General features: G+C 71.4%; 26 protein-coding genes. 6 read left to right on the top strand and 20 right to left on the bottom strand.

Annotation, left to right across the window (positions count from 1 at the left end):
- Positions 1-4 precede the first annotated feature (4 nt).
- A complete protein-coding gene (locus DLJ58_RS22990) occupies positions 5-412 on the top strand; it encodes a pyridoxamine 5'-phosphate oxidase family protein (protein WP_124859155.1) in 408 nt (135 codons plus the stop codon).
- Between the two features lie 221 nt (positions 413-633).
- The gene (locus DLJ58_RS22985) at positions 634-1,278 is read left to right on the top strand and encodes a C39 family peptidase (RefSeq protein WP_124859153.1); all 645 of its coding nucleotides are present in this window, start codon (positions 634-636) and stop codon (positions 1,276-1,278) included.
- A gap of 10 nt (positions 1,279-1,288) precedes the next feature.
- Here the strand turns inward: DLJ58_RS22985 and DLJ58_RS22980 are convergent, their stop codons facing one another.
- Positions 1,289-2,692, bottom strand: a complete 1,404-nt coding sequence (locus DLJ58_RS22980) for an FUSC family protein (RefSeq protein ID WP_244219086.1) — start codon at positions 2,690-2,692, stop codon at positions 1,289-1,291.
- An 84-nt stretch (positions 2,693-2,776) separates the two neighbouring features.
- Here DLJ58_RS22980 and DLJ58_RS22975 point away from each other — a divergent pair, with 84 nt between their 5' ends.
- Entirely contained in the window at positions 2,777-3,376 is a 600-nt protein-coding gene (locus DLJ58_RS22975; RefSeq protein WP_124859151.1) for a hemerythrin domain-containing protein, read from the top strand.
- A gap of 70 nt (positions 3,377-3,446) precedes the next feature.
- Here DLJ58_RS22975 and DLJ58_RS22970 read toward each other — a convergent pair whose 3' ends face one another.
- A complete protein-coding gene (locus tag DLJ58_RS22970) occupies positions 3,447-3,617 on the bottom strand; it encodes an antitoxin (RefSeq protein WP_231393380.1) in 171 nt (56 codons plus the stop codon).
- A 213-nt stretch (positions 3,618-3,830) separates the two neighbouring features.
- Between DLJ58_RS22970 and DLJ58_RS22965 the strand changes: the two genes are divergently transcribed.
- Positions 3,831-4,934 (top strand): AI-2E family transporter, encoded by a 1,104-nt coding sequence (locus tag DLJ58_RS22965; protein ID WP_124859149.1) that lies wholly within the window; start codon positions 3,831-3,833, stop codon positions 4,932-4,934.
- Here the strand turns inward: DLJ58_RS22965 and DLJ58_RS22960 are convergent, their stop codons facing one another.
- Positions 4,935-5,585: a dienelactone hydrolase family protein gene (locus tag DLJ58_RS22960; protein ID WP_112581800.1), complete on the bottom strand. Its 651-nt coding sequence runs from the start codon at positions 5,583-5,585 to the stop codon at positions 4,935-4,937.
- A gap of 179 nt (positions 5,586-5,764) precedes the next feature.
- Between DLJ58_RS22960 and DLJ58_RS22955 the strand changes: the two genes are divergently transcribed.
- The gene (locus DLJ58_RS22955) at positions 5,765-5,959 is read left to right on the top strand and encodes a hypothetical protein (RefSeq protein WP_091395197.1); all 195 of its coding nucleotides are present in this window, start codon (positions 5,765-5,767) and stop codon (positions 5,957-5,959) included.
- A gap of 73 nt (positions 5,960-6,032) precedes the next feature.
- Here the strand turns inward: DLJ58_RS22955 and DLJ58_RS22950 are convergent, their stop codons facing one another.
- The 10 genes from DLJ58_RS22950 to DLJ58_RS22905 form a co-directional block, all read right to left on the bottom strand.
- Positions 6,033-8,405: a glycoside hydrolase family 65 protein gene (locus DLJ58_RS22950; RefSeq protein WP_124859147.1), complete on the bottom strand. Its 2,373-nt coding sequence runs from the start codon at positions 8,403-8,405 to the stop codon at positions 6,033-6,035.
- Positions 8,402-9,205 (bottom strand): HAD family hydrolase, encoded by an 804-nt coding sequence (locus tag DLJ58_RS22945; protein WP_124859145.1) that lies wholly within the window; start codon positions 9,203-9,205, stop codon positions 8,402-8,404. The genes DLJ58_RS22950 and DLJ58_RS22945 overlap by 4 nt, the downstream gene beginning before the upstream one ends.
- 59 nt (positions 9,206-9,264) lie before the next feature.
- Entirely contained in the window at positions 9,265-9,729 is a 465-nt protein-coding gene (locus tag DLJ58_RS22940; RefSeq protein ID WP_124859143.1) for a DUF4442 domain-containing protein, read from the bottom strand.
- A gap of 62 nt (positions 9,730-9,791) precedes the next feature.
- Positions 9,792-10,790, bottom strand: coding sequence for a hypothetical protein (locus DLJ58_RS22935; RefSeq protein WP_124859141.1), 999 nt, complete (start codon positions 10,788-10,790; stop codon positions 9,792-9,794).
- A gap of 81 nt (positions 10,791-10,871) precedes the next feature.
- Positions 10,872-12,170, bottom strand: coding sequence for an ABC transporter ATP-binding protein (locus tag DLJ58_RS22930; RefSeq protein WP_124859139.1), 1,299 nt, complete (start codon positions 12,168-12,170; stop codon positions 10,872-10,874).
- Between the two features lie 125 nt (positions 12,171-12,295).
- The gene (locus DLJ58_RS22925) at positions 12,296-14,506 is read right to left on the bottom strand and encodes a bifunctional glycosyltransferase/CDP-glycerol:glycerophosphate glycerophosphotransferase (RefSeq protein WP_124859137.1); all 2,211 of its coding nucleotides are present in this window, start codon (positions 14,504-14,506) and stop codon (positions 12,296-12,298) included.
- Positions 14,507-14,520: 14 nt separating this feature from the next.
- On the bottom strand, positions 14,521-16,581 hold the full coding sequence (locus DLJ58_RS22920) for a DUF5941 domain-containing protein (RefSeq protein ID WP_124859135.1): 2,061 nt from the start codon (positions 16,579-16,581) through the stop codon (positions 14,521-14,523).
- Entirely contained in the window at positions 16,578-17,324 is a 747-nt protein-coding gene (locus DLJ58_RS22915; RefSeq protein ID WP_112581808.1) for an ABC transporter ATP-binding protein, read from the bottom strand. The genes DLJ58_RS22920 and DLJ58_RS22915 overlap by 4 nt, the downstream gene beginning before the upstream one ends.
- 1 nt (position 17,325) lies before the next feature.
- Positions 17,326-18,153, bottom strand: coding sequence for an ABC transporter permease (locus DLJ58_RS22910; protein WP_124859133.1), 828 nt, complete (start codon positions 18,151-18,153; stop codon positions 17,326-17,328).
- Between the two features lie 71 nt (positions 18,154-18,224).
- A complete protein-coding gene (locus DLJ58_RS22905; protein WP_124859131.1) occupies positions 18,225-19,595 on the bottom strand; it encodes an L-serine ammonia-lyase in 1,371 nt (456 codons plus the stop codon).
- 409 nt (positions 19,596-20,004) lie between these two features.
- Between DLJ58_RS22905 and DLJ58_RS22900 the strand changes: the two genes are divergently transcribed.
- The gene (locus DLJ58_RS22900) at positions 20,005-20,214 is read left to right on the top strand and encodes a PspC domain-containing protein (RefSeq protein WP_030486383.1); all 210 of its coding nucleotides are present in this window, start codon (positions 20,005-20,007) and stop codon (positions 20,212-20,214) included.
- Between the two features lie 291 nt (positions 20,215-20,505).
- Here DLJ58_RS22900 and DLJ58_RS22895 read toward each other — a convergent pair whose 3' ends face one another.
- The 7 genes from DLJ58_RS22895 to pdxH form a co-directional block, all read right to left on the bottom strand.
- On the bottom strand, positions 20,506-21,378 hold the full coding sequence (locus DLJ58_RS22895) for a DUF4230 domain-containing protein (RefSeq protein ID WP_124859129.1): 873 nt from the start codon (positions 21,376-21,378) through the stop codon (positions 20,506-20,508).
- A 99-nt stretch (positions 21,379-21,477) separates the two neighbouring features.
- On the bottom strand, positions 21,478-22,641 hold the full coding sequence (locus tag DLJ58_RS22890) for an acyl-CoA dehydrogenase family protein (protein ID WP_124859127.1): 1,164 nt from the start codon (positions 22,639-22,641) through the stop codon (positions 21,478-21,480).
- A gap of 43 nt (positions 22,642-22,684) precedes the next feature.
- The gene (locus DLJ58_RS22885; protein WP_030329612.1) at positions 22,685-22,990 is read right to left on the bottom strand and encodes a type II toxin-antitoxin system VapB family antitoxin; all 306 of its coding nucleotides are present in this window, start codon (positions 22,988-22,990) and stop codon (positions 22,685-22,687) included.
- Between the two features lie 187 nt (positions 22,991-23,177).
- On the bottom strand, positions 23,178-23,780 hold the full coding sequence (locus DLJ58_RS22880; protein ID WP_124859125.1) for a nitroreductase family protein: 603 nt from the start codon (positions 23,778-23,780) through the stop codon (positions 23,178-23,180).
- Positions 23,780-24,709, bottom strand: coding sequence for an aldose 1-epimerase family protein (locus DLJ58_RS22875; protein ID WP_124859123.1), 930 nt, complete (start codon positions 24,707-24,709; stop codon positions 23,780-23,782). Before DLJ58_RS22875 ends, DLJ58_RS22880 begins: the two co-directional genes overlap by 1 nt.
- Positions 24,710-24,727: 18 nt before the next feature.
- Positions 24,728-26,026, bottom strand: coding sequence for an MFS transporter (locus DLJ58_RS22870; protein WP_124859121.1), 1,299 nt, complete (start codon positions 26,024-26,026; stop codon positions 24,728-24,730).
- Positions 26,023-26,652: a pyridoxamine 5'-phosphate oxidase gene (gene pdxH / locus DLJ58_RS22865; protein ID WP_124859304.1), complete on the bottom strand. Its 630-nt coding sequence runs from the start codon at positions 26,650-26,652 to the stop codon at positions 26,023-26,025. The genes DLJ58_RS22870 and pdxH overlap by 4 nt, the downstream gene beginning before the upstream one ends.
- Positions 26,653-26,674 lie beyond the last annotated feature (22 nt).

Below are 26,674 nucleotides of genomic sequence, written 5' to 3'. Positions count from 1 at the left end.
GGGCATGACGGGCGATCATCGGTTGAACGTGCACGATGAGCGGGTTGTCGCCTTCTGCGCCGAACGGCACCTGGCGACCCTGACCACCCTGCGGGCGGACGGCACCCCGCACGTCGTACCGGTCGGGGTGACTCTCGACCCGGCGGCCGGCCTGGCCCGGGTCATCACCTCCGGCGCCTCCCGCAAGGCCCGTCAGGTGGCGGCGGCGGGCGCAGCGGGCGCGGCGGTGGCCGTGTGCCACGTGGATGGCCGCCGCTGGTTGACCATCGAGGGTCGCGCGGTGCTGCGGTCGGATCCGGCCGCCGTGGCGGAGGCGGAGCGGCGATACTCCGAGCGGTATCGGACACCGCGCCCGAATCCGGAACGAGTCGTCATTGAGATCAGCGTGACCAGGCTGTTGGGCAGCCTCTGAGCTGACCGTGTGTCCCCGATGACCGGTTCGGGTCCCGGCGGGGCTGCCGCGCGGGTCCCGGTGCCCGCAGCCGGCGGAATTCTCCGTGGAGCAGAGCGGTTACGTCCTCGGTACGCCCAGGGCCGAGACCAGATGGTCGGCCCCGTGTTGCGCCGAGCGCCATTCCCGGTGCTGCCGCCTCCGCTTGCCCGAGGCGCCAACCCCCGAACGGAGACTCGACCATGAACCAGATCGTCCAGAAGAGCGGTCTGTCCGTCGTCGGCCTGCTGGTCGCCGGCGGCTGCGCCCTCGGCCCGGCGGTGGCCGCGCAGGCTGCCCCGACGCAGGCCGCCCCGGCCTCGTCGAGCCAGAACGACAGGCACGCCGAACGGATCCTCGGCGTCGACTACCAGGCCCAGCCGAACTTCTACTACTGCGGCCCGGCCGCGACCCGGATCGCGTTGTCCGCGCAGGGCAAGGCGCTGTCCCAGGACGAGGTGGCCCGGCTGCTCGGCACCACCGAGGCGGGTACCCCCTCGGCCCTGGACACGACCCGGGTGCTGAACGAGCTGACCGGTGGCAAGTACCGGACCACCGAGATCCGTGATTCGGTGGCCCGCCCCGAGCAGGTCGAGCAGCTGCGCCGTGACGTGCTGGCCGCGGTGGACGCCGGCCGACCGGTGGTGGCCAACATCAAGGGCACGACAGTGGACACCGACGGCAACCCGCACTCGTACGAGGGTGGCCACTACCTGACCCTCGTCGGCTACCGCGACGGTGGTGACACGATCCGGGTCGCCGACCCGGCCGACCCGGCGTTGGGCGAGTACTGGATGAGCCTTCCGAAGGTCGCCAACTGGATCGCGGAGCGCGGCTACTCCTCCTGATCCGGACGGTTCACCGGGCCGGCCTCTCCCGTGCGGGGAGGCCGGCCCGGCCGTCGTTACGGGCCTGGGCGGCGAGGTGCGCGCGCCGACGGGCTCGGGCGGCCCGCGTCGGTCGGGTCCGGTGCAGTTGTCGGTGGACCGGCGGGTGGATCTCCGCCTCGCCTGCTCCGGCCGCCCGGCGCACGATCCGGTTGGCGTCTTCAGGTTCGGAACCGGCGGCCCGGAGCAGGTCGCTGGCCGCGGTACGCAGGCCGGTGACGAGGGATTCGCCGAACGACTTGACGCCGGCCGCGGAGGCGCGCCCGGCCAATTCGGCGCACTCCTCGACCAAGCGGCGGGTACACCGGGGGTCGTCACCGACCCTGCACTCCACCCGCATCTCCGCCACCGCCTGACCCAACCGGCCCATCGCACCCGGCAGTTCCGGCGGAATCGGCTCGTCGTACTGCAAGGCGGTGGTCGACCAACGGGCCATGGCGCGGGTGTCCAGCAGCAGCCGTTCCAGGTGACCGGCGGTGCGGGCGTAACGGTGGTACTGCTGCCGACGGTGCCAGCGCACCGGGGCGATCGTCACCACCTCCTCGGCGCCGCTGAGCGCATCGTGCAACCGGCCCAGGTCGTCCTCGGTGCCGCGGAGCCGCTCCAGGACGCCCAAGGTTCCGGCGCCGTCGCGTTCGCGCAGCGCCCGCGCCAGCTCGGCGAGTTGCTCGCAGAGGATCGTGAAGATCGGTGCCGCGGCGCGGTCCAGCACCCGCATCGGGTTGATCGGCAGCAGGAGCGCGACCACCACCAGGCCGACCACCCCACCGACGAGCGCGTCGAAAATGCGAGGGACCTCCAGGCCGCGCTCCATCGGGGCCAGCGTGGCGATCAGCACGGCGGTACCGCCGGCCTGACCGACGAGCGGACCACCCTTCCCAGCCACCAGCAACGCGGCGGCGATGGCCAGCGCGACCACCACGCCGGTCTGCCACGGGCCCGAGCCGAGCAGGAATCGCAGCGTGTCCCCGATGATGATGCCCAGGGCCACGCCACCCAACAGTTCGAAGGTCCGGCGGGCCCGCTGCCCGATGGCGGTGGCGATCGTACCGACGGCGGCGGCGGGAGCGAAGACGTGCGATCCCTGGCCGAGCAGATTCTTGGCGAGCAGGGCGGCGATGGCCGCGGCCAGCCCGGCCTGGATGGAGATGACCAGGGTGACCTCCCACTGCCGGGCCCTGATCCGGCCGGCCTGCCCGCCACGGTGCCGCACCCGTCGGACCGTCCGCTCGGCGGTCTGGTCGAACCGCGACTGATCGCGGTCGGCGGGTGGGCGTTCGTCGGCCATGGCGGCGGTTACCCCGGCGGCGGCAGGGCAATCGTGACGGCCGGGCACCACCGCCACCGCCAGCGCCACCGACACCGTCGGACGCATCGTCAACCGTAGGTTTGTGCAGCCCCGTGGGGGTACCAGAGCCACACACCTCCCACCGATCCGCAACCGGTAAGGGGCCGTGACATGACCAATCCACCGACCACCGACGACCACGACGCCGTCGACATCCTGGTCTCCGATCATCGTGAGATCGAGTCAGTCCTCGTCGAGTTGGCGACCCGGCAGGGCACCCCCGAGCACCGCCGGCGCCTCGCCGACGTGGTGATCGCCGAACTCGTCCGTCACTCGGTGGCCGAGGAGGCGTACGTGTATCCGATCGCCCGAAAGGTGTTGCCCGACGGCAACGAAATCGCCGACCGCGAGATCGCGGAGCACGCCGACGCCGAGCGGACCATGAAGGACTTGGAGTCCACCGACCCGTCCGACCCCCGCTTCGACGAGCTGCTCGCCCAACTGACCAGCACCGTCCGACATCACGTGACGGAGGAGGAGAAGGAGCTGTTTCCCCGGCTGCGCGCGGCGACGGCCAGGGAGGAGCTGGTCGAGATCGCCGCCCGCGTGACGGCGATCAAGGAGATCGGGCCGACCCGGCCACACCCGGGGAGCCCGGAGCACCCACCGGCGAACAAGCTGCTCGCCCCCGGCATCGGTCTGGTCGACCGGCTGCGCGACGCGTTGAGCGGCCGGCCCACCTCAATGGACGAGCTACGCGACAAGCGCTGACCCGCGCGTCACCCCGACCCGGCACTCCCGGGTCGCCGACGGCGCGGCGGCCCGGGAGGAGCGCGCTGGGTCAGCGGACCTGGTCGCCCTCACCGGTGCGCGCCTGGGCCTGGTCCACGCCCTTGTCGATCTGATCGCCGTACTTGCCGCCGGTGCGCTTGTCGGCCATGTCGCCGGCCTTCTCCGCGCCCTGGTCGACCTGCTTGTCATGCTTGTCCGCGAAGTCCTTGGCCTTGTCCATGAAGTCACCCACGGCGTTCCTCCTCAGTCTGGTCCGTCCTCTTCGCCTTCCCTCGGCCCGACGACGCAAACGCCGCCGCTCCGGACGTGATTCGCGAACACCCACCCACGTCACTCCGACCGACGTACGATCCGCGCGGGCAACGGCCAGCGATTCGGGTGTCGGGGCACGACCGACCGGGTACCGACCTCGTCGAGATCGAGGAGGACCGACATGGCCGCAGAGGAACCCGGACCGACAGGCAGCCCCGGGCCGCGCCAGACCTGGGCGGCGCTGCCGTGGCTGGTCCGGACCGCGGTGTCGTGGAGCGCCTGCCTGGTGGTGATCGCCGCAGGGCTCTACCTGCTCGGCCGGATCGCCGTCCTGTTGGCGCCGCTGGCCATCGCGCTGGCCGCCACCATCTTCCTCACCGCGCTGCTCGACCCGGTCCTGCTGCTGCTGCGGCGCCGGTTGCGCCTGCCGGCGGCGCTGGCCGCGCTCTGCACCGTACTGCTGCTGCTCGGCATCCTGGTCGGCGTCGGCGCCCTGGTGTGGAACCTGACCGCCAGCCAGTTCGATCAGCTCAGCCAGGAGTTGACGCAGGGCGTCGAACGCAGCCGGGACTTCGTGACGTCCACCCTGCCGGTCAGCGAGGCACAGCTGGACCAGCTGGTCGACCAGGCCCGGGAAGGGCTGAGCGGCAGCTCTCCGGACCCGGTGGCCGGTGCCCGGACCGCCACCGAGGTGGTCGGCTCCGCGCTGCTGGCTCTGGTGCTGCTCTTCTTCCTGCTCAAGGACGGCCGGTCCATGTGGCACTGGGTGCTGTCCCGGGTCTCCGGCCCGAACCAACCAGTGCTGGCCGAGGCCGGCCGCAATGGTTGGCAGACGTTGGGCGCGTACAGCAGGGGCACCATGTTCATCGCCGCGATCGACGCGCTGGGCATCGGGCTGGCTCTCGTGGTGCTGAGGGTGCCACTCGCCCTGCCGCTGGCGTTGATCACGTTCCTCGGCGGGTTCGTGCCGATCATCGGGGCGACGGTGGCCGGCGCGGTGGCGGTGCTGGTGGCGCTGGCCGCGAACGGTCCCACCACCGCGCTGCTCACCCTCGCGGCGGTGATCGCCGTGCAGCAGATCGAGGGCAACCTGCTGGAGCCGCTGGTCATGAAGCGGCAGGTCCGACTGCATCCGGCGGTGATCCTGGTGGCGGTCACCGCGGGCACGCTGATCGCGGGCATCGCCGGCGCCTTCGTCAGCGTCCCGATCACCGCCGTCCTCTGGCGTGTCATCGACACCGTCCAACAGCGCCGGTCGACCTCGGCTCTCCTGCCCTCGGACTGATCACCGACCGAGGTGCGTGGTGAACCAGGTGCCAGCCTGATCGGCAACCTGCTCCAGGGTGCCGGGCTCCTCGAAGAGGTGGGTGGCGCCGGGGATCACCCGCAGTTCGCCGACCTCCCCCAGCTCGGCCAGCGCCCGCTCGTTGAGCGTTATCACCTCTTCGTCCAGCCCGCCGACCAGGAGCAACGTGGGGGTACGCACCTGGGCCAGCGCGTTCCCGGCCAGGTCCGGCCGACCGCCCCGGCTGACCACGGCGGCCACCCGATCGGCGCGGGACGACGCCGCGACCAGGGCAGCGGCAGCACCCGTGCTGGCTCCGAAAAGACCGATCGGCACATCGCCGGCGGGACGCTCGACGGCCAGCCAGTCGACGATCCCGGCCAGCCGGCTGGCCAGCAACCCGATGTCGAAGCGCAGTTCGGCTGTTCGCGCGTCCACCTCGTCCTCGGCCGGGGTGAGCAGGTCTGCCAGCACCGTGCCGAGCCCACGGCCGTTCAGCGTCCGGGCCACCGCCACGTTGCGCGGGCTGTGCCGGGAACTGCCGCTGCCGTGCGCGAACAGCACCACGCCGACCGGCTGGGCAGGCAGCGTCAGGTCGGCGGGGAGTTGGGCGTCCCCGATCGGAATGGTCACACTGCGCTGCTCGTCCATGCCCCACCTCCGCGTCCTCGCCGGTGGTCCGGGTACCCGGCCCGCCGCCGGGCACGCACGCCGCGCCCGCGTCACCCCCCGCCGCCGGGCCGCGTTTGCCCGCTGGGGCGCCGGGTACGCGACGAGCGACCGCAGACCGTGTCGGCGCAGCCGCGCCCCGACGGATCGCGAGGATCGCCATGGCCAAGCAGCAGATTTCCCGGCAGCAGCAGCTGACCGAGCGAACCCAGCGTGAACAGGACGCCGAGCGCAACCAGGACGTCGGGGACCAGGATTTCGGAGACCAGGCCGCTTCGGCCCGGCTGCCCGACGACCCGAAGGCGGCGGCGCCCCGGGACGCGATCGGGCGTCCGTCCACCGGCGAGCCGGTCTGACGAACCGGGGCCGGCGAGCCGGTCTGACCCACAGGCGCGGGCGGGCGGGGCGGGAGGACTCCCGCCCCGCCCGTCACTGTTCGCGCTCGGGCAACCGCATCAGCGGAGACCGCCCCGGTGGTTGCTCGGGCGGCGGACCGGACGGCTCGGCCGGCGGCACCGGCACCGTCACCGGCTCGTCGCAGGTCACCCGCAGTATCTGGTCGTGGTGGCGCAACTCCACCACGTCGTCCGGGCCGCCGTGGCGCAGCGAGTACGTCGTCTGATGCGGCCGGACATCCACCCGCAACGCCAGCCCCCGCCACTGGAGCGAGAACTCCAACCGGCTGAGTCGGCTGGAGAGCCGGGGGGCGAAGGACAACTCGCCGTCGTGGTCCCGTAGACCGCCGAACCCGCTGACCAGGGCGAGCCACGCGCCGGCCAACGACGCCATGTGTACGCCGTCGCGGGTGTTCTCGTTGAGGTCGTGCAGGTCCATCAGCGCGGCCTCGCGCAGGTAGGTGTGCGCGAGTTCGGGGTGGCCCACCTCGGCGGCGAGCACCGCCTGGGTGCACGCCGACAACGACGAGTCGCGTACGGTGCGGCGCTCGTAGTAGAGGAAGTTGCGCACCTTCTCCTCGGGGGTGAAGGCGTCCCCACGCCAGTGCATGGCGAGGACCAGGTCGGCCTGCTTCACCACCTGCTTGCGGTACAGCTCGAAGTACGGGTAGTGCAGCAGCAACGGGTACTTCTCTGCCGGTGTGTGCGTGAACTCCCATTCCTGGAGTCGGGTGAAGCCCTCCACCTGCTGGTGGACCTCGAGTTCCTCGTCGTACGGGACGTGCATGGAGGTGGCGGCGTCCCGCCAGCTCGCGGCCTCCTCGTCGGTGACGCCGAGGTGGAACGCCTCGTCCCGGTAGCGCATGACCACTTCGGCGGCGGCGAGCAGGTTCCGCTGCGCCATCAGGTTGGTGTAGACGTTGTCGTTCTTCACGGCGGTGTACTCGTCCGGGCCGGTGACACCGTCGATGTGGAACTGCCCGTGCCGGTCGTGGTGGCCGATCGAGCGCCACAGCCGGGCGGTCTCCACCAGCAGCTCCAGCCCGATCTCCCGTTCCGACTGGGTGTCCCCGGTGACCATCACGTAGCGGCGCACGGCGTCGGCGATGTCGGCGGCGATGTGGAAGGCTGCCGTACCGGCCGGCCAGTATCCGGATGATTCCGGGCCTTCGATGGTCCGCCAGGGAAAGGCGGCGCCCCGGAGGTTGAGCGTCTCGGCGCGTTCCCGCGCCGATTCCAGCGTGCTGTGTCGCCACTGCAACGCGCTGCGCACCGCGCTCGGCTGGGTGTACGTGAGCACCGGCAGGACGAACATCTCGGTGTCCCAGAAGGCGTGACCGTCGTAACCGGGGCCGGTCAGCCCCTTCGCCGAGATCGGCCGCTGCTCGGCCCGCGCGCCGGCCTGCAACACGTGGAAGAGACCGAACCGGACCGCCTGCTGCACCTCCGGGTCGCCCTCGACCAGCACGTCGGAAGCGTCCCAGAACGCGTCGAGGTAGTTGCGCTGCTCCCGGTGCAGCCCGTCCCACCCGTCGAGCCGGGCTCCGGCCAGCGCCGCGCCGACCTGGTCGCGCAGCGCCGGCAGGGACCGGCGACTCGACCAGCTGTACGTCAGATACTTGATCACCCGCAGCTTCTCGCCGGGCTGGAGCACGCAGGCGACGGTGGTACGCACCCAGTCCTGGTAGCCCTCGGACTCGATGGTGGTGTGGTCCGGGCCGTGCACCTCGTGCTCCATGGCGGCGGCGACCCGCAGACCGGAGACCTTGGTGCGGTGGATGAGCTGGCCGCCGTCCGGGGTGGTCAGCTCCTCCTCGGCCAGCAGCGGCGACTCCAGCACCGCCGCGACCCTGGGGTCCTTGCTCTGCGCGGGCAGCGACTCGTTCGCCACCAACTCGGACTGCACGATCAGCCGCAGCGGGCCGTCGACGGCCTCCACCTCGTAGCTGATGGCGGCCACGGACCGCTGGGTGAACGAGACGAGACGGGTGCTGCGGACCTTGACCTCCCGGCCGGCGGGCGAGCGCCAGTGCAGCTCCCGGTGCAGGGTGCCGGCCCGCAGGTCGAGGATGCGCTCGTGGGCGATCAGCTCGCCGTAACGCACGTCGAGCGGTTCGTCGTCGACCAGCAGCCGGATCAGTTTGCCGTTGGTGACGTTGACGATGGTCTGCCCGGACTCGGGGAAGCCGTAGCCCGCCTCCGCGTACGGCAACGGACGCAGTTCGTAGAACGAGTTGAGGTAGGTGCCGGGCAGGCCGTGCGGTTCGCCCTCGTCGAGGTTGCCCCGCAGGCCGACGTGCCCGTTGGAGAGCGCGAAGACCGACTCCGACTGGGCCAGCACGTCCATGTCCAGCCGGGTCTCCCGGACGTGCCACGGCTCCACGGGATAGGCGCGCTCCCGAATCATCCGGAGCCCCGTTCGGTGGCGAGCGGGTCCGTGGCGGTGCGGTTGGGCGCCGGTGGGTCCGCGCGGTCGAGAAGGTCGGCGAGGTCCGTCACCACGATGTCGGCGCCGTGGGCGAGCAGCTCGTCGGCCTGCCCGACCCGGTCGACGCCGACCACGTAGCCGAAGCCACCGGCGCGGCCGGCGGCCACCCCGGAGAGCGCGTCCTCGAAGACGGCGGCCTGCGTCGGGTCGACGCCGAGCACCCTGGCCCCGGCGAGGAACGTGTCGGGGTGTGGTTTGCCGCGCAGCCCCTGCGCACGGGCGACCAGCCCGTCCACCCGGGCCTCCAGCAGCGGCTCGAATCCGGCGACGGCGACCACCTCACCCCCGTTCGCGCTGGCGGTGACCACGGCTCGGCGGAGCCCGGCGGCGGTCGCCGCCTTCAGATACCGCACCGAGCCCGGGTAGACCTCGACGCCGTCGGTACGCAGTCGGTGCAGCAGCAGGACGTTCTTGCGGTTGCCCAGGCCGTTGACGGTCTCCGCGTCCGGCGGGTCGTCCGGGCTGCCCTCGGGCAGCACGATCCCGCGGGAGGCGAGGAACGACCGGACGCCGTCGGCCCGGGGGCGGCCGTCGACATAGCGGTTGTAGTCCGGGCCCGGATCGAACGGTTGGAACGGTTCGCCGGAGACCGTGGCGCGCTGGCGGAGAAACTCGTCGAACGTCTGCGTCCAGGCGGCGTTGTGTACGCGGGCGGTCTGCGTCAGCACACCGTCCAGATCGAAGAGACAGGCGGTCACGTGAGCAGGTAGGCCCAGCACGGTACGAATCTATCCACCCTGCTGGGCTCGCAAACCCGTTTCGGCCGCCCCGGGGCGTTTCAGTTCGGTCGCAGCGTCCAGATCACGGTCATCTCCGAGGTCGGCTTGCCGCCCTCGGTGGCGATCTGGACCACGACGGGGAATTCCGGGCGTCGACCGGCGGCCAGTTCCTCGGTCACCTCGGCCGCGGGCCGGCCGAGTCGCGCGGTGGCCAGCACCGGACCCATGGCGAGTTTCCGGTAGGCGATCTCGGCCCGGACGGCCAACGGCACGGCCCGGTCGAGCAACTGCCCGAAGGCGGCCAGCACGACCGCGCCGGAGGCCGTCTCGCCGAGGGTGAACATGGCGCCGGCGTGCGGGCCCCCGATGTGGTTGTGGGTGGCCGGCGTGTCGGGCAGCCGGACGACTGCCCGCACGCCTCCCTCCGCCTCGGGTGCCACCTCGACGAACTCGATACCGAGCGTACGAGCGAACGGCACCGCTTCCAGCATGCCGGCCGCCACCTGGCGGGAGTCGATAGTCATCCCCTGACGTTACTAACCGGTAACCAGGCCGGCAACCAGCGACTTTGCCGTCCGGGCACCGGTCAGAGGTTGCCGATGATGCGCAGGATCTCCGCGTAGAAGTTGCCGTCGATGCTGCGGAAGAAGGAGAAATCCTGCCCCGGGTCGCCGAAGAACGGCCGCAGCGTCCAGGCCAGCTGGGTGCCGACAAAACCGAAGAGCAGGATCCAGATGTAGAGCAGGGTCATGCTCGCCGGCCGCTGCGTCGGTTCCCCGCGTCGGACCCCACGGCCGTCCCACGGGCGTTGCGCCACGTAGCCGGGCGGCAGCATGCCGGGCGGGAACGAGGCAGCTACCGGCTGCGTCGGAACCTGGGCCGGAGCCGTCGCGGTGGTCACGGCACCGTTCGCAGTCGATTCGGCCACGGCGGCCCCGGCCGGCACGGCGACCGGCTCGGCGCTCTGACCGGCGACCGGCACGGCAGCCGGCGTCGGCCCGGCGGGCACCGCGACCGGCACGGCCTGGACCGGCGCCGGGGCTCCGGCCTGCCCGTCGACCTTCGCGTTGGCGGCCTCGGGCGCGAGCAGGCCATGGTCGTTGAGCACCTGCATCCCGCTGGTCAGGAAGCGCAACCCGACCAGCGCCGACAGGGTCAGGATCGAAACGTTGAGCAGCTTGAAGAACCCGTAGTCATTGGCGGTGATCAGGAAGAAGAGGCTGATCGGTGCGAACGCCACCGCGAGCATCGAGGTGACCGTGATCGCCACCATCACCAGCGCCAACGACTGCCGCACCGAGAGCCGGGCGCCGAAGACCAGGTTGAACAGGTAGAGCGTGGGCAGGCAGATGACCAGGGTGACCAGGAACAGCAGCGGCAGCTTCAGCGCCGAGGTCAGCGCCATCAGTGGGCTGTGGAAGAAGCCCAGCACCGCCCCGTAGCAGGCCAACGCGATGGCGGAGCTGGTCAGCATCCGCCCGGTCAGGGCGTTGAGGTCACGCTCGGCCACGATCTGCTGCCAGATGCTCTCGCGATCACGCAGGATGCGCTCGATGACGAGCGGACTGGGACGGTCACCCGACACGGGTGCACCCCTCTCGGTGGTCTTACACAGTGGACTGGGTGGGCAGACGGTAGGGCACCGGGTGGTGGGCCCGCCACCCCGTCAGCGCCAACCCACGTCGATCCGGTCGCCGCGCTCGTCGAAGAAGTGCAGCGCGTCCATCCGTACCGAGACGGCGAGCGGGTGACCGGCGCTGACCGCCGGGTACGGCGCCAGCCGCACCGCCAGCTCCGCCGGGCGGCGGTGGTGCCGGCCCGGGTCGGGGAGCACGCTGGTCTGGACGCCACTGGGCGGGGCCTCCTGCGCCTCCACCGGCTTGCCGGTGAGCCGCTGCATCACCGAGCCGAAGCGGCGCAGGCCGCGCTGGCCGACCGGCGGCGGTTCGAGGGGGGCACCCATCTCGTCGACCACGATCGCGGTCGCGCCGATGTCGAGGAACGCCAACGACTCGTGCCCGTGGTGCTCCAGGTAGCGGATCCGCCCGCGCAGCACGTCGCCGGGGCTGTCCGGTGCGACCGGGGTGAGCGCCTCGGCCCGCATGCCGACCACGATCCGCTCACCGTGGTAGTGCGCCACCGCCCGACTGCGGATGTCGTTCCAGGGCAGGTAGAGCGACTGGTCGCCAAGGTTGAGCGTGACGTACCGGTCGAGATGAACGTAGACCGACGCCTCCAACAGGTTCATCCGTGGGCTGCCCAGGAACGCCGCCACGTAGAGCGTCGCCGGCCGCCCGTACACCTGGGTCGGTGTGCCCACGTCCTGGAGCACGCCGCGGCGCATGATGGCGACGCGGTCGGCCATGGTGAGCGCCTCGGCCTGGTCGTGCGTGACGTAGACAGTGGTGACGCCCAGCTCGCGGGTCAGGCCGGAGATCTCCGCGCGCAACTCGGCCCGCAGGCCGCTGTCCAGGTTGGACAACGGCTCGTCCATCAGGAACAGGCCGGGCCGGCGGACGATCGCGCGCCCCATCGCCACCCGCTGCCGCTGCCCGCCGGAGAGCTGACCAGGCTTGCGGGCCAGCACGTCACCGATGCCCAGCGCGCTCGCCACGTCGCTGACCCGCTCGCCCCGCGGCTCGGGCTCGACCCCGGCCAGCCGCAGCGGAAACGCGATGTTGTCGCCAACGCTCATGTGCGGGTAGAGGGCGAAGTCCTGGAAGACCATGGCGATCTTGCGGTCCCGTGGGGGCAGGTCGTTAGCCACCTCCCCGTCGAGCATGACCGCGCCGGTGGTCGGCTCCTCCAACCCGGCGATCATTCGCAGCACTGTCGACTTGCCGCACCCGGACGGCCCAAGCAGCACCATGAACTCGCCGTCGTTCACATCGAGGTTGATGCTGTCGACGGCCAGCGTGCCATCCCGGAAAACCTTGGTCACATCCTTGAGCGTGACGGTGCTCACCGTCTTCCCCCCAGCGCGCGTCGACCGAACCCCACAAGACTGTGACCAGGATCATGGGTTTGTGACATCGGGTAAACGTCTCATGTTCGATCGATGACGGTGCTATTACACGACAGAAGCCGCGATCAGCAGCGCGTGGACCGCTCGCCCGGCTCCCCGAGGAACACCTGCCGTACCACTCGCTCCGCCGCCCGCCCGTCGTCCAACGTGCAGAACCGGGCCCGGAAATGCTCGCGGGCCTTGGTCGCCGCGTCCGAGCGCACCCCGTCGGCACGGAACAGGTCGAGCAGATCGGCGAAAGTGGAGGCTACCGCGCCCGGCGGTTCGGCGGTGACGTCGAAGTAGACCCCCCGGGCCAGCCGGTACGCCTCCCAGTCCGGGGTGTAGAGCACGATCGGCCGGTCCAACACCGCATAGTCGAACATGGCCGACGAGTAGTCGGTGACCAGCACGTCCGCCACCAGATAGAGATCCTCCACCCGTTGATGGCCGCTGACGTCACGAACCCGCTCCCAGTCCCTCGGCCGGCCGGGGCGTCGATCACGGTCGTGGAAGTAGTGGCTGCGCATCAGCAACCGGCCCGACTCACCCAGCGCCTGGACGAACCGGTCCGGGTCGAACGGCGGCCGGTAGCCGGGCAGGTGCTCGCGGTGCGTCGGGGCGTACAGGACGACCTGCTCGTCGGGGTCGAGGCCGAACTCCGCGCGGAGTCGGCGCACCTCGTCCGGGCTGGCGGTGACCAGGCGGTCGTTGCGCGGGTACCCCACCTCCAGCGTGGTGTACGTGGCCGGGTATGCCCGGTCCCACATCTGGGTGGAGAAGCTGTTGGCGCTGACGCTGTAGTCCCAGCGGTCCACGCGGCGCAGCAGCCCGGCGAAGTCCATCCGGCCCGCGCCGATCGGGTAGCGCTGCTGATCCAGCCCCATCACCTTGACCGGCGTGCCGTGGTGGGTCTGCAGGTGCACCTGTTCCGGTCGCTTGCGGACGAAGTCCGGAAAGTTGACGTTGTTGACCAGCCACCGGGCACGGGCGAGCACCCGGTAGTACGCGGGGGTGCCGGCCACCACGTACTCCACTCCGGCCGGCACGCTGTCCACCCGGTCCCGGCGCACCACCCACACCCCGCGCACCCCCGGAGCCAACCGGCGGGCGTCCTCGTAGATGGCCGCCGGGTTGCAGGAGTATCCGCGGTACCAGTACGCCGCGTACACCGCGAGCGTCGGGTCGACCGGCCGCCGCAACTCGGCCCGGTAGTACTCGCGCAGCAGCCCGTCCCGGGTCAGCCGGGCACCGCGCCGGGCGACCGGGCCGACCTTGCGCCGCGCCGTGCGGGCCTGCCGGCGGGCGGCGTCGCGGGCCCGGCTGGCGGCCCGCAACGCGCTGAAGGTGCGCCACCGGCCGGAGGCGACCAGCTTGTGCTTGATCCCCTCGACCCCGTCCGGCACCGGATAGCCGCCGGCCGGCAGCCAGCGCTCGTAGTCCGCGGTGATCTGCGCGAAGAACGCCTCCCGCAGCTCCGGCGCGATCCGCTGACCGTTGCCGAGCACGGTCAGGTAGTGCCAGATCATCCGTTCGAAGACCGCCGGCCGCAGGGCCTCCGTAGCCGACCCCCACGAATCCATCAGGTGGAAGACCCGGTGCCACTGCGGGAAGACCTCGAAGTGCCGGTCACCCCGGGTCCGGGTGATCGCGCCGGCGCGGCGTTGGCGGTAGTTGACGCAGACCCGGTCGAGGACGCCGATCCGGTGCGCGGCCATCAGCACCGGGTAACTGAACGAGACGTCCTCGTACCAGCCGGGCGCGAAACGTAGCCCCAGGTCGGCGAGGAACTCCCGACGGACCAGCCGGTTCCACGCGGTGTGCAGCAGGTGCATCGCCTGCGGCCGCTCCCGCAGGCGGAAGGTGCCGGGGCCCGGCGACTCCGGAAACACCTCGGCCATCGCGCTGCGGGTGGCGGTATCGTTCCAGTGGGTGCGCACGTGGTCGACCAGCAGGACGTCCGGTCGGGTGACCCGCAACCGCTCGGCGACCTCGGTCAGGCACTCCGGAGCCAACCAGTCGTCGCCGTCGAGGAACCACACGTACTCGCCGACGGCCCGGTCCAGCCCGATGTTGCGGGCCGGACCGAGGCCGACGTTCTCCGACAGCCGGACCGAGCGGACCCGCTGGTCGCGGGCCGCGTACTCGTCGATGATGTCGCCGCTGGCGTCCGGCGAGCAGTCGTCGACGGCGATCACCTCGATGTCGGTCTCCGGTTGACCGAGGATGGAGTCCAGGCATTCCCGCAGGTATCCCTGCACCCGGAAGGCCGGCACCACGAAGCTGATCAGGGTCATCCGGCCGCCCTCCGTCAGCGCGGCACGGCACCTCCAGCGCCCGCCGGCGCCACCGACGCCCGCGCGCTACGGGCCGGTCGCACGAACCAGGCCAGGACGACGCTCACCACGAAAACCACGAGAAGGTACGCACCGAGTGTAGCCAGTCCGATACCCGCAATACCGGCGATCGCCGCGAGCGCCAGCAGCACCGAGCGCCCCTCCCAGCCCAGCGTCGCCGCGTGCAGGGGCGGTGCCGCCTGCCGCTTCTCCAGCCGGGCCGTCAGGTCGTAGTGGTGCACGGTGAGCACGAAGACGTACCCGAAGATCAGCCAGCCGGGCGCCTCCCCGACCACCCCGACCGCGATGGCGAACAGGTACTCGGCAGCCCGCAACGCCGCGGGCACCAGCCAGTCCAGCGGACCGTTGTGCGCCGCCCCGGCACCCAGGCCGCCGACCAGCAGCACCAGCAGCGCCACCGGCACCGCCCAGCCCAACCCGTCGGGCGCATCCGCCAGCAGCGCCGCGACCAGCAGCACCGCCGGGCCGAGCGCGGCGATCACCGCCAGGGTCAGCGGCCCCATCGGGCGGACCACCGGCAACCAGCGGGCCAGCGGTCCGTCGTCGCGGTGCAGGGTGGCGTCGACCGTGTCCAGCACCGGCACCCACATCCAGCGGGCCCGCAGCGTCCGGAGCGCCCCGGTGTACGCGAACGCCAGCACCCCCCAGACCAGCACCGCGATCAGGCTCACCAGCGGGTTGAACAGCGCCACGGTCAGCGCGATCAGCGCCCACCGCTCACCGATCGGGAAGACCACCGTCCGCTTCAGCCAGTACGACACCGAGCCGGTGTCCGCCTGCACCCGGGTCGACGCCGCGTTGAGCCGGTCACCGATCCCGCCGCTGGCGTTCGTCGCCGTACGCGGGCGACGGGCCGCCTCGTCGTGCAGCACCCCGTACCAGGTGTCGGTCATGTGCCGGACGGTCTGCAACGTCATCGCGGCGATCGCGAGCGCCCACCCGTTGCCCAGCCCGGCGTGGCTCACCCCGAAGCCCAGCCCGGCGTAGACCAGGTACTCCTTGGCCCGGTCCGCCATCGTGTCCAGCCAGCCACCCCAGGCGCTGAAGTGCCGGGTGTAACGGGCCAGTTGGCCGTCCACGCAGTCCAGCACGAAGCCCAGGTAGAGCAGCACCGCGCCACCGACCAGCGCGGGCCGCCCACCGACCCCGAACAGCACCGCCGCGCCCAACGCGAAGAGCACCGAGATCGCCGTCACCCCGGTCGGGGTGAGCCGGAGCCGGGCCGAGAGCCGGACCAGGTACGGCGACCAGGTGCTGACAAAGTAGGTGGAGAAGAAGTCGTCCTTCTCCTTCACCGACAGCCGCAGCTCGGCCCGGTCCTCGTCGACCGCGGTCACCGCCGCCTCGGCAGCGGTCAGCCCCGCCGGGTCCTCGACCCGGTGGGCGACGAGCAGGCGTACCCGCTGGGCGAAGATCAGGGTGCCGAGCGCCGCGAGACCCGCGAAGAGCCGGTCCACGGCGGACCCGGGGCCACCGGCCGCGACCGACCCCCCGGACCCGGCCCCGCCGTTCGCCGGCAGCGGCGCCACGTCGCCGGCCGGGCCGATCGGGGCGGCGACGGGGAGCATCCCGGACGCGGCGGCCCGAGCGGCGGCGGCGAGGTTCGGCAGGTCGTCCACGCCGACCCGCAGCGCGCCGCCGAACACGCCGGTGGCGTCACCGTCGAGGGCGTTCAACGCGCCGGCGTCGACCACCTGGCCGCGCTCCTCCCGCACGGCGGTCCGACCGGGCACCGGCGGGTCGCCGAGCACCAGCGCCACCGTGGGACCCACCGGGCTGGTGGCCAGGTGCCGCAGTACGGCGGTGTGCGCGACCAGGTCCGTGCCGGTGACCAGCACCGGGGCGGTCGCGGTGCTGATCAGCTCGGACAGCTCGTCGAGGGTGGCGGCGAAGCGCACCTCGTCCGCCCCGGCCAGGCGCAACTGGGCGGCCAGCCGGTCGGCCAGCGGCTCACCGGTCGCCGTGGTCAGGCCCGCCGCGGACGGCCCGGCGGCGAGCACGATCGCGAGCGTCACCGCGGGACCGCGGCGTGGTACGCGTCGAGCGCCTCGGCGATCGTGCCGTCGAGCGTCAACCGGCCCGCGTCGAGGTACAACCCCCGACGGCAGAACCGGGTCAGGTCCTTTTCGTTGTGTGACACCAGCACCAGCGTGCGCCCCTCCCCGAGCAGACGATCAATCGTCGCGTAACACTTCTTGCGGAACTCCGCGTCCCCGACCGCGGTCACCTCGTCCATCAGCAGGATCGGGTGCGGCAGGTGCGAGATGATCGCGAAGCCCAGCCGCACCTTCATCCCCGACGAGTAGTGCCGCACCGACGTGTCGATGGCCCGTTCCACCTGCTCACCGGCGAACTCGACGATCTCGTCGAAGTGCCGCTTCAGGTAGCTCGTCGACAGCCCGTGCAGCCCACCGACCAGGTGCAGGTTCTCCCGCCCGGTCAGGTCGTTGGAGAAACCGGCGGACAATTCCAGCAACGGCGCCACCGCGCCGTGCACCCGGATGCTGCCCTCGTCCGGTATGAGCACCCCGGCGATCAGCCGCAGCAGTGTGCTTTTGCCGGTGCCGTTGCGCCCGATCACCCCGACGGTCTCGCCGGGCTGCACGGTGAACGACACGTCCCGCAACGGCCAGAACTGGCCGGGCAACGCGCCGCGTGCCCCCCGGTGGATGAACAACTCGCGCAGCCGCAGCTGGCGGCGACGATTGCGGACGAACCGAATGCCCAGGCCGTCGGCCTCGATGATCGGCGCAGCCACCTCAGAGCTCCTTGAGCACGGCGGGCTCCAACCGGCGGAACGACCACCAACCGGCGGCCAGCACCAGCAGGCTTCCGACGATCGTGGTGGCGAGCAGCCGGGCGTCCGGGAACTCGTCCGGATACCAGATCGCGTGGTGCAGCTGGAAGATCCCGACCAGCGGGTTCAGCTCGTACACCACCTTCAACCAGCCGGGCAGCCCGGACTCCCGGACCAGGCTGAGCGGATAGATGATCGGCGTGGCGTAGAAGAGCACCCGGATGATCAGCCGCATCAGCCGTTCCACGTCGCGCATCAGCACGTTCCACGCGGACAGCAGCAGGGCGAGCCCGGTCAACAGGACGGCCTGGACGGCCACCGCCAGCGGCAGGGAGAGCAGCGACCAACCGGGGTGGATCCGACCGTGCACCGCGTAGATCACCGCGATGGCGATCAGGATCGGCAGGCCGGCCGCGTACTCGGCGAACCGACCGGTGACCCGGCCGATCGGAAAGACCTGACGCGGCACGTTCATCGTGGTGATCAGCCGGGACTGCCCGGTCAGCGCGTTCGTCGCCTCGCTCAGCGCCGAGCTGGTCCACATCCAGGCGAAGATGCCGGTGATCAGGAACAACGGGTACGACTCGGCCGCCTCACCGAGGTGCCGACCGGTGTCCCGGGAGTAGAGCACCCCGAAGACGAACCAGTAGATGGCGCCCATGCCGAGCGGCTCGATCAGCGACCAGAAGTAGCCCAGCACCGACTGCTGGTACTTGACCGCGAGATCCCGCCTGACCAGGATGCGCAGCGAGTTGCGGTGCGACCACAACGCCGCGACGCCAGAGGTCACCGCAGCCTCCCGCCTCCTGAAACGGACGACAGGTTAGCAGTCGGTGAACGATTGCCCCGAATCGACCGGACTCAGCACTCGATCACGTTGACGGCCAAACCGCCACGCGCCGTCTCCTTGTACTTGACCTTCATGTCGGCGCCCGTCTCCCGCATGGTCTTGATGACCTTGTCCAGCGACACCTTGTGCACCCCGTCGCCGCGCAGCGCCAGCCGGGCGGCCGTGATCGCCTTGATGCTAGCCACCGCGTTCCGCTCGATGCAGGGGATCTGCACCAGGCCACCCACCGGGTCACAGGTCAACCCGAGGTTGTGCTCCATCCCGATCTCGGCCGCGTTCTCCACCTGCTCCGGGGTGCCACCGAGCGCCTCGGCCAGCCCCGCCGCCGCCATCGAGCACGCCGAACCGACCTCACCCTGGCAGCCCACCTCGGCGCCCGAGATCGAGGCGTTCTCCTTGAACAGCACACCGATCGCGCCCGCCGTCAGCAGGAACCGCACCACACCCTCGTCATCGGCGTCCGGCACGAACCGGGTGTAGTAGTGCAGCACCGCCGGAATGATCCCGGCTGCACCGTTGGTCGGCGCGGTGACCACCCGGCCACCCGCGGCGTTCTCCTCGTTGACCGCGAGCGCGAACAGCGTCACCCAGTCCATCGCGTGCAGCGGGTCGGCCGTCCCGGCCTCCGCCTCCAGGCCGCGCCGCAGCTCCGCCGCGCGCCGCCGAACCTTCAACCCCCCAGGGAGTACGCCGTCCCGCTCGCAGCCGCGCTGCACGCACTCCTGCATCACCCGCCAGATCTCCAACAGACCGGCCCGGATGTCCGCCTCGCTGCGCCAGGAACGCTCGTTGGCCAGCATCACCTCGCTGATCGACAGCCCGGTGCGGGTGGTGACGTCGAGGAGCTGCGCCCCGGTCAGGAAGGGGTGCCGCACCACAGTGCTGTCCGGCTTGATCCGGTCCGCCCCGGCCGCCGCCTCGTCCACCACGAACCCGCCACCGACGGAGTAGTAGGTGCGGCTGCGCAGCTCGGCGCCGGCCCTGTCGTACGCCACGAACGTCATCCCGTTCGGGTGGTACGGCAACGACCGGCGGCGGTGCAGCGTCAGGTCCCGATCCGGGTCGAAGTCGATCTCGTGCGCGTCGAGGATGTTGATCCGCCGCTCGGTCCGGATCCGCTCGACCCGAGGACCGACGGTGTCCGTGTCGACCGTCTCCGGCGACTCGCCGGCCAACCCGAGCAGCACCGCCGGGCCGCTGCCGTGGCCGTGCCCGGTGGCACCCAGCGAGCCGAACAGCTCGGCCTGCACCCGTGCCGTGTCGCTGAGCAGCCCGTCGGCCTTCAGCCCGCCAACGAACGTCCGCGCGGCCCGCATCGGCCCCACCGTGTGTGAGCTGGACGGCCCGATACCGACGCTGAAGAGGTCGAAAACACTGATCATGGCTGCGCTTCCTCGCCGTCGTCCCGGCGTACGGGACCCGGCCGGGTCGCGACCGCCGGTCTGGCGGCCCCGCTCGTGACCGTCCGGGGTATGGGGTGCCGGCCCTCCGGGGTGTGGAAGGCCGATCAATCAGCCTACCCGCCCAGCTCACCGCCCACCCGGTCCGGGACGTGAACGCCCGACCACCGTCTCTCCCGCCCGGCGCACGCCTCCCCCGGGGTCGAGCACGGCTTCCGCCCGGCGGGGCGCGGGCGGTTCGGGTCGGGGAGGCGTCAGCGGGGGGTTGCCCGGGTAAAGCACCTACGGGTCCACGGGTTGCCGCTCCTCCTCGGGACCGAGGGCGAGGTGGCCATCCTTTTCTACCGTGGATTGCAGACGCGGCGCACCGCCGCAGAGTGGGAGTACGACGATGAGTCGCAAACTGGTCCGGCCCCGCGAGGGGCGCATGATCGCCGGCGTCTGTGCCGGCCTCGGACGGCGGTTCGGCATGTCGGCCGGAATGGTCCGGCTGCTGTTCCTGCTGTCGCTGCTGCTGCCCGGCACGCAGGTGATCGTCTACCTGATCCTGTGGGTGCTGATGCCGAACGAGGACCGCTACCTGGCCTCCACCGGCCACTGATCTCGCCCCGCGCACCCCACGTAGTCAGAGATCTTGGACAGTTTCCGTCAGCACGGCGGGCTCACCTGACGGGAACTGTCCAAGATTGCTCGGATCCCAGCCCACGGGCATCGCAGATCCGGCACATCGGGTGATCGACTCCGGCCAGGGCGGCAGCTTGGGGGCCACCGGGGGTCGCCCGGGGACGCCCTGGGGCGCAAATTCCGGGCGGCATCCCGCCCGTGAGGCAGCAAACGGGAGCGCCCGCTCCGACGGAAAGTCGGGGCGGGCGCTTCGACGTACGGGAGCAGGTCAGGGGGCTATGTAGGTGACCGTGATCTGCTGGTAGCCGAGGGAGCGGAGCAGCCCCTCCAGCATCTTGCGGGTGTTCTCCTCGGCTCGGGCCGAGAGCCCGCTGTCCCGGGCGGCGGCGGTGATCCGGTCCTCGGCGAGCTGGTAGACCTGCTGCTGCCGGTTGGGGTCGTTGCCGACCAGGTCACCGAGTCGGTTGAGCAGACCGCGCTGCTCGGCGAAGACGTAGCTCTTCTCCATGTCGAGGTTGGTCTCACCGAACTGCGGCGCGGGCAGCTTGATCTCGACGGACTTGCCGTCGGCGGACTGGACGACAGCACCCTCAGCGATCTTGGTGAAGTCGACGTACGCCTCGACGCTGCCGGCCCCGACGAACAGGGTGCGCTCGTTGAGCAGGAAGTCTGGAACGTTGCGCCGGTCGTTCTGCGTGTCGACCACGACCTGGAAGTTGCCTTCCGCGGCCACGTAGCGGCTGAGGTCCTGGATCGACTTCAGCAGCGGTGGCTGACTGCGGTCGGTCTGCTCTTTGGCGAACGGGTTGCGGAACTCCGGCAGGATGCCGGTCGCCTGAATGCCGAGCAGCACGACCACGGCCAGCGCGGCGGCGCCGAGCAGCAGGAGCAGACCTCGGGCCGCCCCACCGCCACCGCCACCACCGGGGCCGTCGCCACCGCTCGTCGGACCACCGGGACCACCGGGGCCTCCAGGCCCACCGGGACCAGCAGGCCCACCGGGACCGGCCGGCTCGCCGGGGTCACCCGGCGTATCCGTGGTCCAGTCGGATGTCGCGGTCGACCGCGCCTTGAGATCGTCACCGGTCGGGTAACCGGGGAACTCTCTCGTGGGCTCGTTGCTGCCAGCGTCGCGGGCCATCACGCTCACCGTCCTCGTCAGACACGTCGTCTGTCAATGACGGTACGGCCCCGATACGACAGGCGCGCGGCGAGCGCCAGGAAGTGACAAACGGGCAGGTCAGGCGAACGCGGAGAGCCCGGTGAGCCGCTGCCCGATGACCAGTTGATGGATCTCGGAGGTGCCCTCGTAGGTCAGCACGCTCTCCAGGTTGTTGGCGTGCCGCATCACCGGGTACTCACCGGAGACGCCGTTGGCGCCGAGGATGGTGCGGCACTGCCGGGCAATGGCCAGGGCCTCCCGCACGTTGTTCAGCTTGCCCACGCTGACCTGCTCGGGCCGCAGCCGCCGGGCGTCGGCGAGCCGACCCAGGTGCAGCGCGAGCAGTTGTCCCTTCACCAACTCGACGGCCATGTCGGCGAGCTTCGCCTGGGTGAGCTGAAAGCCGGCCAGTGGGCGACCGAACTGGGTGCGGCTGGTCGCGTACGCCACTGTGGTTTCCAGGCAGTCGCGGGCGGCGCCTACCGCGCCCCAGACGATGCCGTAGCGGGCCTCGGTGAGGCAGCTCAGCGGCGCCTTCAGCCCGACCGCCTCGGGCAGTTGGGCGTCGGCCGGGAGCCGGACGTCGTCGAGCACGATCTCGCCGGTCACCGACGCGCGCAGCGACATCTTGCGGCGGATCTCCCGGGCCGTGACGCCGGGCGTGTCCATGGGTACGGCGAAACCCCGCACGCCCTCGTCGGTGCGAGCCCAGATCACCGCGACGTCCGCGATCGGGGCGTTGGTGATCCACATCTTCCCGCCGGTGAGCACCCAGTCGTCGCCGTCGCGGCGGGCCCGGGTGGCCATCGAGGCGGGGTCGGAGCCGTGATCCGGTTCCGTCAGGCCGAAGCAGCCGATCGCCTCACCGGTGGCCATCGACGGCAGCCACCGTTGCTTCTGCTCCTCGCTGCCGTAACGCCAGATGGCGTACATGGCGAGCGATCCCTGCACGGAGACCAGGGAGCGGAGGCCGGAGTCGCCGGCTTCCAGCTCCTGGCAGGCCAGCCCGTAGGCGACCGCGGAGGCGCCGGCGCAGCCGTAGCCCGTCAGGTGCATGCCGAGCAGGCCGAGCTTGCCGAACTCGCGGGCCAACTCCCGGGCGGGCACCTTGCCGTCCTCGTACCAGTCGGCGACGTGGGGTCGCACCCGGTCGTCGACGAGCTGGCGGACGACGTCACGGATCTGTCGCTCCTCCTCGCTGAGCGACGGGTCCAGGTCGAGCAGGTCCAGCGCAGCGGTCATGGACGCCACCCTAACGAAGGTTCAGCGTGGGAAAGAAGGCTCGTCACTCGATGGGTTCGGAGAGCACCAGCACCCGCGCGTGGATCTGGTTGCGCTGCTGGAGGGCGGCGCGCAGCGCCCGGTGCAGCCCGTCTTCCAGGTAAAGCCCGCCGTTCCACTGCACGACGTGCGGAAAGAGGTCACCGTAGAAGGTGGAATCCTCGGCGAGGAGCTTGTCCAGCGCCAACTCGCGCTTGGTGGTGATCATCTGATCCAGGCGCAGTGGCCTCGGCGGGATCTCCGCCCACTGCTTGAGCGTCAGATTGTGCTCCGGATAGGGACGCCCGTCCCGGACCGCTCTGAAGATCACGACGGCACGCTCCCCTCCCCGTGGCCGGGCCGACCGACGGCGCCGAGCCGGGCCGCGGCGGGCACCGCGCGGCGCGGCACCGATGACCGTGCCAGCCTAGCCGCCCAGCGCACGCTACGTTCTGCTCCCTGATGTCAGTTTCGCTACCGCTCGTCCGATCCTCAACCGGACGAACGGGACGTCAGCGTCAGTTCCACCGGCCGCGCCGCACTACCTCGTCCATCGGACGACGTCCCCGGCGCAACGATGGTGACCGATGGTCGGCCGCACGGTAACCGATTGTGACGGCGCCGATGGGTTGATACTCCGCCGGCACGCCGAACGCGTCCCGGTAGGCGGCGAGCCGCTGCGGCGGAATGCCGAAGAAGCACGCCCCCAGCCCCTCGTCCACCGCGGTGAGCAGCATCAGCAACGCCGCGAATCCGGCGTCCACGTGCCAGTACGGCACCGGCCAGCGGTCCGTGGACTGATCCGTCCAGCCCTTGTCCGGCTCGGCGTACCGCCGCAGGTAGGCCGACTCGTTGGCGTGCGGCACCACGATCAGGGGTGCCCGGCGCATGCCCGCGAGCCAGCGCTCCCGCCCACCGCCGTCGGGGGTGGTGGCGGCCCAGAACCGGTCCCGATCGGCCAACTCCTCCAACACCAGGAAAGCCCAGCCCTGGGCGAAGCCGGCCGACGGCGCGCGGACCGCGTGGTCGAGCAACCGGTCCACCACGTCGGGCGGGACCGGGCGGTCCGGGTCGTAGTTGCGCACCATCCGCCGTCGGCGGACGACCTCGGCGAACTCCATCAGGCGCCGGGGCGGATGCCCCAGGCACCTCGCCAGGTCGTGCCGGGCTTGAGGGTGAGCAGGTCCTTGCCGGACCGGAACGCGTCCGGTGGGCAGGTCATCGGCTCGATCGCCACCGAGCGGCGGTGCCGCTCGCCGGTGAGCGCGTCCCCGGTGAACACCTGCCACCAGCCGAACTCGGCGTCCGCCCAGATGCTCACCCCGGCCGAACCGTCCGGAGCGGCGAGGCTCACCGACGAACCGCCGTCCGCGTCCCGGACCACGTCGCCGAAGCAGGAGTCCAGCACGGCCGCGCCGATCCGGCGAGGGCTGGTCCAGTCGTACTCGGTGCCGGCCACCGGGGTCACCCCCACCGGCAGCAGCCGACCGTCCGCCAGCACCCGGCTCCGGGTGGGCAGCCGGAGCACCAGGTCGTCCACCGCGACGCCCGGCAGTTGCAGGTACGGGTGCACGGAGAAGCCGAACGGGGCCAACTCCCCGCCGATGTTGATCACCTCGTGCTCGGCGCGCAGCCCATCCGCGTCGACGCTCCACCTGCTGCGCAGCCGCAGCGGCCACGGGTAGCCGGGTTGCGGCGGCAGGTCGTAGCCGACCGTCACGGCGTCCGCCGACTGCTCCAGCAACTGCCACGGCACCCAGTTGACCAGCCCGTGGATGGCCACGCGCCGCTCCGGCTCGGTCAGTGCGAGCTGGCGCGTCCGCCCGTCGAACGAGTAGCGACCATCGCGGATCCGGTTCGGCCAGGGTGCCAGCACCTGCCCGGTGCAACCGGGGCAGACCTCGTCGGTCTGGTACCCGTCGAGCAGGTCGACACCGTCGTGCCGGTACGTCCGGAGCCCACCGCCGACCTCCACGATGACGGCCTCGTGGCCGGCGGCGGAGATGGTCCACTGGGCGCCGGAGAACGGGCGCGGATCGGGGCTTTCCATGCCGGCGACCCTAACCGGTCAGGCCCGGTTGTCGCTCGACGCCGTCGCCGCCCGGTAGCGCAGCAGTGCCGGGAACGCGACCGCGAGCACCACCACGAGCACCGCGGAGGCGAGCCCACCGGCCACCCAGGCCACCCCGCCACCGAACCCGGCGGCCATGGTGCCGGCGCGCAGATCACCCAGGCGTGGGCCACCTGCCACCACTACCGTGTTCACGCCCTGGAGTCGGCCGCGCATCCGGTCCGGTGCGTAGACCAGCAGCATCGACTGACGCAGCACCGCGCTGATCAGGTCGGCGGCGCCGGCCACGGCGAGCAGCACGACCATCAGCCAGAGCTGGTGGGCCAACCCGGCCGCGGCGATCGCCAGGCCCCAGCCGACCACCGCGAACACCAGGCCGAGCCCCTGCCTGCGGAGCCGGCCGATCCAGCCGGAGGTCAACCCACCGATCATCGAACCGATAGCGATGGCGCTGTAGAGCAGACCGACCGAGCCACCGCCGCCGAAGCGTTCGTGCGCGATCTCCGGAAAGAGGGCCCGTGGCATGGCGAGGATCATCGCGATCAGGTCCACCCCGAAGGACAGCAGCAGGACCGGGGTGGTGGCCAGGTAGCGGAACCCGTCGACGACGCTGGCCAGACCGGCACGCCGGGCCTGGCCGTCGTCGGTGGGCTCGGGCGGGAGCGAGGGCAGCCGCAGCGCCGCCCAGAGCATCGCGGTGAACAGCACCGCGTCCAGCCCATAGGCGATCGGCAGGACCACCGTGGTGTCCGGCGATGCGGAGAGGATCAGACCGGCGGCGAGCGGGCCGGCGACCGAGGCGGCGGTGAAGGTCGTGTAGTTCAGCGTGGTGGCGGACGCCACCAGGTCTTCCGGCACCAGCCGGGGCAGCATGGCGCTGCGGGCCGGCGAGCTGATCGCGAACGCCACCGACTGCAACGCCATCAACGCCAGCAGCAGCACCGGGCTGCCCACGTCCAGCACTGCCTGGAGCAGCAGCCCGAGAGTGGATGCCCAGAGCAACAATGAGCCGCCGAGCAGCACCGCACGCCGGTCGCGGGCGTCGGCGACCGCGCCGCCCCAGAGCCCGAAGATCAGCAACGGTACGAAGGCGGCCACGCCCAGCAGGCCCACCCAGAACGAGTCCCGCGTCAGGGCGTACATCTCCACCGGCACCGCGACGGCGGTGAACTGGAAGCCGAACATCGCCACGGTGTTGCCGAGCCAGAGCCTGCGGTACGCCGGAACCCGCAGCGGACGTACGTCGATCGCCCAGCGGCGCGCTGCGCGCGGCCGGGTCTCCCGCACACCCGTCACGGCGCCAACCGCTCGACGATCCAGCCACCCTCGTCGAGGCGACGGAAGCGGAGCCGGTCGTGCAACCGGCCGGCCCGGCCCTGCCAGAACTCCACCGACTCGGGTTGGACCCGCAGCCCACCCCAGTGCGACGGGGTCGGGATCTCGGCCTGGTCGGCGAACCGCTCGGCCGCCTCCTGGTACCGCTGCTCCAGCGCCGCCCGACCGGAAACCACCTGGGACTGGGGGCTGGCCCAGGCACCCAGTTGGGAGCCGCGCGGCCGGCTGGCGAAGTACGCCTCGCTCGTGGCCCGGTCGACGTGCGCGACCCGCCCGGCGACCACCACCTGACGCTGCATGGGAAACCACGGAAAGACCAGGCTGGCGTACGGGTTGGTGCTCGCCTCGACGCCCTTGCGCGACAGGTGGTTGGTGAAGAAGACGAAGCCCTGCGGGTCGTACCCCTTCAGCAGCACCGTCCGCCCGCTCGGCCGACCGGCCGAGTCGGCGGTGCCCACCACCATGGCGTTCGGTTCGGACAGCCCGAAGGCCACCGCGTCGGCGAACCAGCGGTCGAACTGGGTGTGCCAGTCGACGGCCAGGTCAGCCTCGGTCAGGCCCAGGTCCGCGGCGTACTCGTTACGCATCGCGGCCGGGGCGGGTGTGTCA

The sequence above is a fragment of the Micromonospora arida genome (assembly GCF_003857035.1).
Classification (GTDB): domain Bacteria; phylum Actinomycetota; class Actinomycetes; order Mycobacteriales; family Micromonosporaceae; genus Micromonospora; species Micromonospora arida.
This window is presented reverse-complemented; position numbering and strand designations above follow the sequence as displayed.

Bases quoted from the DNA above. Each gene is read 5' to 3' on its own strand.
- DLJ58_RS22955 (WP_091395197.1), top strand. From the start codon at position 5,765: ATGGCCAAGCAGCAGATTTCCCGGCAGCAGCAGCTGACCGAGCGAACC.
- DLJ58_RS22905 (WP_124859131.1), bottom strand. From the start codon at position 19,595: ATGATCAGTGTTTTCGACCTCTTCAGCGTCGGTATCGGGCCGTCCAGC.
- pdxH (WP_124859304.1), bottom strand. From the start codon at position 26,652: ATGCGTAACGAGTACGCCGCGGACCTGGGCCTGACCGAGGCTGACCTG.
- DLJ58_RS22965 (WP_124859149.1), top strand. From the start codon at position 3,831: ATGGCCGCAGAGGAACCCGGACCGACAGGCAGCCCCGGGCCGCGCCAG.
- DLJ58_RS22890 (WP_124859127.1), bottom strand. From the start codon at position 22,641: ATGACCGCTGCGCTGGACCTGCTCGACCTGGACCCGTCGCTCAGCGAG.
- DLJ58_RS22900 (WP_030486383.1), top strand. From the start codon at position 20,005: ATGAGTCGCAAACTGGTCCGGCCCCGCGAGGGGCGCATGATCGCCGGC.
- DLJ58_RS22895 (WP_124859129.1), bottom strand. From the start codon at position 21,378: ATGGCCCGCGACGCTGGCAGCAACGAGCCCACGAGAGAGTTCCCCGGT.
- DLJ58_RS22990 (WP_124859155.1), top strand. From the start codon at position 5: ATGACGGGCGATCATCGGTTGAACGTGCACGATGAGCGGGTTGTCGCC.
- DLJ58_RS22985 (WP_124859153.1), top strand. From the start codon at position 634: ATGAACCAGATCGTCCAGAAGAGCGGTCTGTCCGTCGTCGGCCTGCTG.
- DLJ58_RS22970 (WP_231393380.1), bottom strand. From the start codon at position 3,617: ATGGACAAGGCCAAGGACTTCGCGGACAAGCATGACAAGCAGGTCGAC.
- DLJ58_RS22950 (WP_124859147.1), bottom strand. From the start codon at position 8,405: ATGATTCGGGAGCGCGCCTATCCCGTGGAGCCGTGGCACGTCCGGGAG.
- DLJ58_RS22880 (WP_124859125.1), bottom strand. From the start codon at position 23,780: ATGGAGTTCGCCGAGGTCGTCCGCCGACGGCGGATGGTGCGCAACTAC.
- DLJ58_RS22975 (WP_124859151.1), top strand. From the start codon at position 2,777: ATGACCAATCCACCGACCACCGACGACCACGACGCCGTCGACATCCTG.
- DLJ58_RS22960 (WP_112581800.1), bottom strand. From the start codon at position 5,585: ATGGACGAGCAGCGCAGTGTGACCATTCCGATCGGGGACGCCCAACTC.
- DLJ58_RS22980 (WP_244219086.1), bottom strand. From the start codon at position 2,692: ATGCGTCCGACGGTGTCGGTGGCGCTGGCGGTGGCGGTGGTGCCCGGC.
- DLJ58_RS22925 (WP_124859137.1), bottom strand. From the start codon at position 14,506: ATGACCCTGATCAGCTTCGTGGTGCCGGCCTTCCGGGTGCAGGGATAC.
- DLJ58_RS22940 (WP_124859143.1), bottom strand. From the start codon at position 9,729: ATGACTATCGACTCCCGCCAGGTGGCGGCCGGCATGCTGGAAGCGGTG.
- DLJ58_RS22875 (WP_124859123.1), bottom strand. From the start codon at position 24,709: ATGGAAAGCCCCGATCCGCGCCCGTTCTCCGGCGCCCAGTGGACCATC.